This window comes from Vibrio sp. V42_P2S4T144 (assembly GCF_009904715.1).
Classification (GTDB): domain Bacteria; phylum Pseudomonadota; class Gammaproteobacteria; order Enterobacterales; family Vibrionaceae; genus Vibrio; species Vibrio alginolyticus.
This window is the reverse complement of record NZ_WXWS01000484.1, coordinates 1-6,287: the sequence shown is the minus strand read 5'-3', so window position 1 is coordinate 6,287 and position 6,287 is coordinate 1. Positions and strand designations below refer to the sequence as shown.

5 protein-coding genes are annotated in these 6,287 nt (G+C 44.1%); 2 read left to right on the top strand and 3 right to left on the bottom strand.

All coding sequences use genetic code 11. The features are described from left to right. Positions 1-545: 545 nt before the first annotated feature. Complete coding sequence (locus CAG68_RS16100) at positions 546-1,754, top strand: NupC/NupG family nucleoside CNT transporter (RefSeq protein ID WP_017635515.1); 1,209 nt, start codon at positions 546-548, stop codon at positions 1,752-1,754. Between the two features lie 54 nt (positions 1,755-1,808). On the opposite strand, the gene CAG68_RS16095 is transcribed toward CAG68_RS16100, so the two are convergent. Together CAG68_RS16095 and CAG68_RS16090 are read right to left on the bottom strand one after the other, a co-directional pair. After that, positions 1,809-2,897 carry a DUF3541 domain-containing protein gene (locus CAG68_RS16095; RefSeq protein WP_005374164.1) on the bottom strand — a complete coding sequence of 363 codons (1,089 nt, stop codon included), beginning with the start codon at positions 2,895-2,897 and terminating at the stop codon, positions 1,809-1,811. A gap of 69 nt (positions 2,898-2,966) precedes the next feature. After that, entirely contained in the window at positions 2,967-3,572 is a 606-nt protein-coding gene (locus CAG68_RS16090) for an alpha-ketoglutarate-dependent dioxygenase AlkB family protein (RefSeq protein WP_005374161.1), read from the bottom strand. A gap of 132 nt (positions 3,573-3,704) precedes the next feature. Here CAG68_RS16090 and CAG68_RS16085 point away from each other — a divergent pair, with 132 nt between their 5' ends. Beyond that, the gene (locus CAG68_RS16085; RefSeq protein ID WP_161441361.1) at positions 3,705-5,060 is read left to right on the top strand and encodes a diguanylate cyclase; all 1,356 of its coding nucleotides are present in this window, start codon (positions 3,705-3,707) and stop codon (positions 5,058-5,060) included. A 387-nt stretch (positions 5,061-5,447) separates the two neighbouring features. Here CAG68_RS16085 and CAG68_RS16080 read toward each other — a convergent pair. Then, the coding region (locus CAG68_RS16080; RefSeq protein WP_161441360.1) for a DUF3612 domain-containing protein at positions 5,448-6,287 on the bottom strand (840 nt) is incomplete at its 5' end.

Here is a 6,287-nt window from a genome sequence, read left to right as displayed (position 1 = left end):
TACTCAGAGGCCTCGAAAGAAGCAACGCGAATTGTATAACCAAAATCCACCTGTTGGCGAGAGCAAAATGACGAATTTTGGCTCTTTCGAGTTTGATTGCATATTTATTGGTCACTTTTATGTTTTTTACCATCAACGCCTATCCTTATGCCCTTACTTTTATTAATAGTATGACGACAAAAGAGTACTTTTGCCTAAATTTTGAACGCTTGAACGTTTGCGTAAATAAATGTGATGAATATCTCTTTTTGTTGGCTATACTTGCGTCCCGTTTAAGCGGGAATTAGGGTTTAGTTGTTCAGGACCCTTACCCATACAAGCCGTCACATGGAGCAGGCCAAGCAACATGCTCGCCAGCAGTGAATGACCCCACGGACCGGACCAGCTACGTTCAATTGCTTGTATAAGGTAAAAATAAGATGTCGAACTATTCGTTCTGTCTACATTCTGGATCTAAAAGTGAGTTATCACTCGCTGCGTTGTCCCTTTCTTCTGCCAATTCCTTTGGCTCTTTTTTCTTTTTCAACGTTTAGTAGGTCCAGCTCATGAGTGTTCTATTTAGTCTATTTGGTATTGTTGCACTGCTAGGTTGTGCTTTCCTACTTTCTGAGGGTCGTTCTTCCATTAATTGGAAAACTGTATCTCGCGCCTTGATGCTACAAATGGGGTTTGCTGCTTTGGTGCTCTATTTCCCGTTGGGTCAAGCGGCGCTGGCGAGTTTAAGTAATGGTGTCGCGGGGCTACTCAGCTTTGCTGATGAAGGGATTAAATTCCTCTTTGGTGACCTCGCTTCTTCTGGCTTTATCTTCGCTATCCGTGTCCTTCCTATCATCATCTTCTTCAGTGCTCTTATCTCCGCCCTTTACTATTTGGGCATTATGCAAAAAGTGATTCAATTTATTGGCGGCGCTATCCAGAAGTTCTTGGGTACGAGTAAAGCAGAGTCTTTGGTTGCAACAGGGAACATTTTCTTATCTCAAGGCGAGTCACCACTTCTTATTCGTCCATTTCTTTCTAACATGACTCGCTCTGAACTGTTTGCCGTGATGGCTGGTGGTATGGCTTCAGTGGCGGGCAGTGTGCTTGGTGGTTATGCTGGTTTAGGGGTCGACCTCAAATACTTGATCGCGGCAAGCTTTATGGCAGCACCAGGTAGTTTGATGATGGCAAAAATCATCGTTCCTGAGCGTCAAACGCCAAGCGATTACAACAATATTGAGCTAGATAAATCAGAAGAAAGCAACGTAATTGATGCGCTAGCAAGCGGTGCCATGGGCGGTATGAAAGTTGCCGTTGCTGTTGGTACCATGCTTATCGCTTTCGTGAGTGTTATCGCGATGGTGAACACGGGGCTAGAAAACTTGGGTGAGATACTTGGTTTCTCTGGCGTAACGCTACAAGCGATTTTTGGTTATTTGTTTGCACCTCTAGCGTGGTTGATTGGTGTGCCAAGCCACGAAATTCTAGCTGCGGGTTCATACATTGGTCAGAAAGTGGTGATGAATGAGTTTGTTGCGTTTATCGATTTTGTGCAGCACAAAGCGACACTGTCTGAGCATACTCAAATTATTATCACTTTTGCGTTGTGTGGTTTTGCGAACATTGGCTCAATTGCGATTCAGTTGGGCTCTATCGGCGTGATGGCACCTGAGCGCCGCAAAGATGTTGCAAGTCTAGGCCTAAAAGCGGTTGCTGCTGGTACACTCGCTAACCTGATGAGTGCTTGCTTAGCGGGAATTTTTATCTCTCTCTAATTTAGATTGAAGATCCACACTCAAAACCCGCCTAAATGGCGGGTTTTGTTATTTCTAAGGCTTGGGCATTAAGCCGTAAGGTATCGATTTAAAAGCCTCTGGGTGCTCTTGATAAGTTGGCGCTTTATGTACCCCTTTCCAATCGAGCAGCATGATGGCTAGCACGTTACGGTGTTCGCCGTACTTGAGATCAAAGTTACCGTCGACCGACGGAATCATCCCTTTTTCTGCGTTGATTGCATGACGAATGGCTTGGCGGGTCTTCTTTACGACCGGATCATGGTCCAAGCCTGCTAACAAAAACGAAATGCCGACTTCCGCAATCACGTCTTCTTTGGCGCGCAGTAGGATAGTGTCGATGTTGTTGCGAAAGTAATCATAAATCCATTGGTGTTTCTTCTCGCTTACTCGCTCCTGATAATACTGTGAATCGGCAAAGATGATGTGCGTCATACCATAGAGTTTGTTCCAATACTGCTGAGCTGAAAGCATCTTATCTTTATCGTCGGGGTAGGTGTTCCGGAAGGTTTGAGTGAATTCCTCGACCACATCTTGCTCTCCTAGCTGACGAAGCCAGTAGACTTGGTTTGCAAGCTGAGCTGCCCATGCCTCTATCATCTCTTTGTCCGTAACGTAACGCGAGAAATCGTAGCGCCTAATAATTTTTCTCAGCGTTTTGTCTTGTTTATGTTGTAGGCCATATTCGTTTGCTCTTGCCATTGCGCCAAGCAAATCCACACCAAGATAAAGGTACTCAGGATGGTGTTTAGTCACGGTATAGCGTCGCTGCCCTCGTTCGGTTTCTTTCTCTTGATACGTGGTCAACCTTTGAGATGAATAGAGAATGATGTCTTCTGGTTCAACGACTTCATTAGCAAATAGGTTTAACCGGCTGGCTACTTGTGCCATGTCGGTCCAAATGGCAGCGTGATATTTCTCATCTAATGTTTGGCGGTACATGCGTAAGCCAAAATGGCCCTCTTTAAACGCCGGGAAAGTGAACAGTTCTTGTTCGTAGGTACTACGAATCAACTGCGCTGATTGAGTATTATCGAGAAGCGGTACGTCTTCCTGTGATGCCTGAGCAGCAAAGGTAAGTGAGTAAAAGAGTAAGACCGCTAAGCTAAGAGGTTTAATACGCATAAATCCATTCCCTATGAAGTCCTGAACCTAAACCTACCATCAATATTAATTGAGAATGTAAAAGCTGAGTCAATAGTTGAAAATTTGCCTAAAAGTCAGGTTGATACGTTCATCTTTGGTTTTCGCGGTTTTTGGTACGCAGTGCTTCCAGTGATGCTGGAGCTCGCCAGCCATAATCAGTAAGGAGCCGTGAGAAAGCTCATATTCAATCTCAGTTTTACAATGTAAATTTCTAAGCAAAAATCGACGTGTTTCACCTAAGTTCAAAGATGCGATAACAGGGTTTCTACCTAACTCTGGTTCATTATCTTGGTGCCAGCCCATTGAGTCTTGCCCGTGTCGATATAAGTTAGCGAGAACAGAATTAAAAGTGACATCAGCAACTGATTCACAACGCACTTTGAGCTGAGTTAACTCAGGAGTCCAAGGGTGAGGCTGCATGGTTAAGCCTGAGTAAGTATATGCTGCATCACCGTGCCACGCTTGTAAGCGAGGTTGAAGTACTGACTTGCCGAACATAGTAATGTGTTCTTGGTGCCATGGCAGTGTCTTTCGAAGTTGGTCAAAGTAATTATCCGCCTCAAGATGGCTAAGAAAATGAGGATCATAATAAAGTTTTCCTCTTTCTACTTCTTGCCATAGATCGCCGCCAAATAAATCGCCTTGTTGATGCATCATCTCACACCTAAAACATAAAAGTTGTCAATCACTGTTACCTTTCTGATTATGATTGGTTATTCTTGTGATAATAAGAATTTTAACAATAAATAAAAAATCTCGTAGTTGTATACGAGTTGTGGGGAGAAAATGCGTTATTTACCCAGAAAGCGATGCTATTTTGCATTGTTCTTCCTCACCTTTTTCGCTTTGTGTATTGGGGTTATTGAGCTGTTAAATCGAAACCAGCAAGAGCTTCACAAAGAGCGAGTTCAAGTTGAGGCCAAAGAACAACTTTCCATTCTCCGTTCCAATTTGGAAGCGGTACTTATGGCGGATATCTACCAAACCAGTACTTTAGCGACACTCATTACTTTACTTCCTAAAAACCAAGAAGAAGAATTGAGTATCGCCGCTCACCGAATCCTAAATAAAAGTAAACATATTACAATCATCGGTATCGCGAAAAATGATGTAATTAGTCATGTATTTCCACGCCAAGGTAATGAGCGCCTAATCGGCCTTGATTACCGCGCAGTGCCACAGCAGTGGGTACAGGTGCAAAAAGCCAAGGATGTACAAGAAATTTTCATCGCAGGGCCAGTGACTTTGATTCAAGGTGGCCGAGGTTTGATCGTGCGTGTGCCTGTTTTTCTTGATCCTCCAATGAATCAGGACTACTGGGGAGTGATCAGTGCGGTGATTGATTTCGATGCTCTGATGAGAGAAACCGGCGTAATTGATTTCTCGTATCGTTACCCTTTAATGATCCGTGGTTACGATAGCGGTGGCTCATTTGGTGATGCTTTCTTTGGCGCGCAAAGTGTAAATAGCATGGCATATGCAAAAGAGATGGTTCATTTTCCTTATGGTGGGTGGAGTATGGTGGTTTTCTCTGGAGGCAAAGCTGATCGCCAAATCTCTTGGCATCAGTTGCATTTAGCTAGAGTAATCGGCTATCCCATTATATTCGCACTTAGCCTCGCGCTGTTCGCCATTTATCGACTGTATACCATTGCAGATGACAGAGCTTTACACGATGAACTCACGAATTTACCAAACCGTCGCTATTTTATGAAGTTTTACAAGCAGCAGTTCGAAATAGCGAAACGTTATAAAAAGCGTTATAGCTTCGCCTTAATTAATATTGACCTAGATAGGTTTAAACACATTAACGACACCTATGGTCACGACGCAGGTGACAAAGTTTTAATCGCTACGGCTGAAAGGGTAAAAAGCTCTCTGCGTAAATCAGACATCGTGGCCAGAATGGGCGGTGATGAGTTCTTAGTTGTAGTCCATCACCCAGGAACGGAAGAAAATGTTCAGTCTCTTCTACAAAAACTTCGATTAGCGCTATGCTCTACGCCCGTCATTTACGATGAAACGCTTATCTATTTGAAAGCCAGTATTGGGTACGCGATATTTGACCCGCAAATGTCATCTCCTGAGCAAATGATGAAAATAGCCGATGAGAGAATGTATCAACAAAAGCATGGCGGATGAGCCTGAACCCAGTTTCAATAAGGGGTTAGAAGAATGGTAAAGTTGGGAGCCCGAAATCTCATCATCATTGAGGTACAAGAGTATGTGACTTCATATGTTCACAGACACTTTGCTGAGAGAGTCGTTATTAGCAGTGCATTCAGTGGCATATTTGCATAATGTTGCATTTTGCAAATGCAGTTTGCGAAATTAATGGTTAATAAAGCAACGATATGCATCTGGATCTACTAAAAAACGGCTTTTTTAAAGTTGGCACGCATCGTGCTTTACTTAGAGTGACCCTTATTAAGCCGAGGGTCACCTAGCCAACTGACGTTGTTAGTGAATACAAATTGTTCACAAGTATATACCGCCAATCACGTTTATTGTGATTGGCGTTTTTTCTTTCTAAAGCCCGATGATATTCACGTCGCTGCCCGTCTCATCAGCTTCTCCGCACTTGCTGTAACAACTAGGTTGTCTTGGACAAACCGCCCCTCTGGAGCAGATCAACCTTGCTTGGGTTTGAATCCCGCGCTCTATCCAGTTGATGTTTAATATCTTAGCGATAGTCGTTAAGTCTTTTTTGATGTGGGGAGGAATAACACTACTTCCGCCGGAAGCGACACAAAGGGACTTAAGTTCTTCCGCTATGGAAACGGCATCGCCACCTTGTGCAGAAATAGCAGGGTTAAGATCAATACCGGCACATAGCACGCGATTATTTCCCGCAGGGTCAAATACGTTGACCGATTCGCAGCAGTAGATACGTGGCTCGTCGCCAACATTTAAAATCGAAATTTGCGCTGAACTGGTATCCAAAGGCTGGGAAAGGCGTCGGAATACCGCCCAGTGCTGGCAAGGGTCGTTTACTTTGCGCATGTTGCCCCAAGGCAATGGAATACCATTTCCTCGATACACTGCTTTTAACTTGCCGGGGCCATAGGCATCAAAATAGTGCCAATGAGGGTAAGGCGAGACCACCGTCATGCGACGCATTGCAACGGAAGGAGAAACGCCGGCCTTTTTGTGAACATCAATTTCGTAACCGGAGCGGTCAAGCAACTGACGAAATGGTACTTTGGGGCAAAGCAAGGCACCAGCAAAAAAGCTAGACTCAAAATCACGCCAAGCTTGCAGGATATCTTGCGAATTGAGTTCAGAGTTCGACACAGGGCTGTCCATTTGCTCCCAATTGTTTTGATGCCCGATAGATAAAACGTTATTCATTGCATCGCTGCTATGGAG

Excerpts from the sequence above, each read along its gene's own strand:
- CAG68_RS16100 (WP_017635515.1), top strand. The coding sequence starts at position 546 with ATGAGTGTTCTATTTAGTCTATTTGGTATTGTTGCACTGCTAGGTTGT.
- CAG68_RS16095 (WP_005374164.1), bottom strand. The coding sequence starts at position 2,897 with ATGCGTATTAAACCTCTTAGCTTAGCGGTCTTACTCTTTTACTCACTT.
- CAG68_RS16090 (WP_005374161.1), bottom strand. The coding sequence starts at position 3,572 with ATGCATCAACAAGGCGATTTATTTGGCGGCGATCTATGGCAAGAAGTA.
- CAG68_RS16085 (WP_161441361.1), top strand. The coding sequence starts at position 3,705 with ATGCGTTATTTACCCAGAAAGCGATGCTATTTTGCATTGTTCTTCCTC.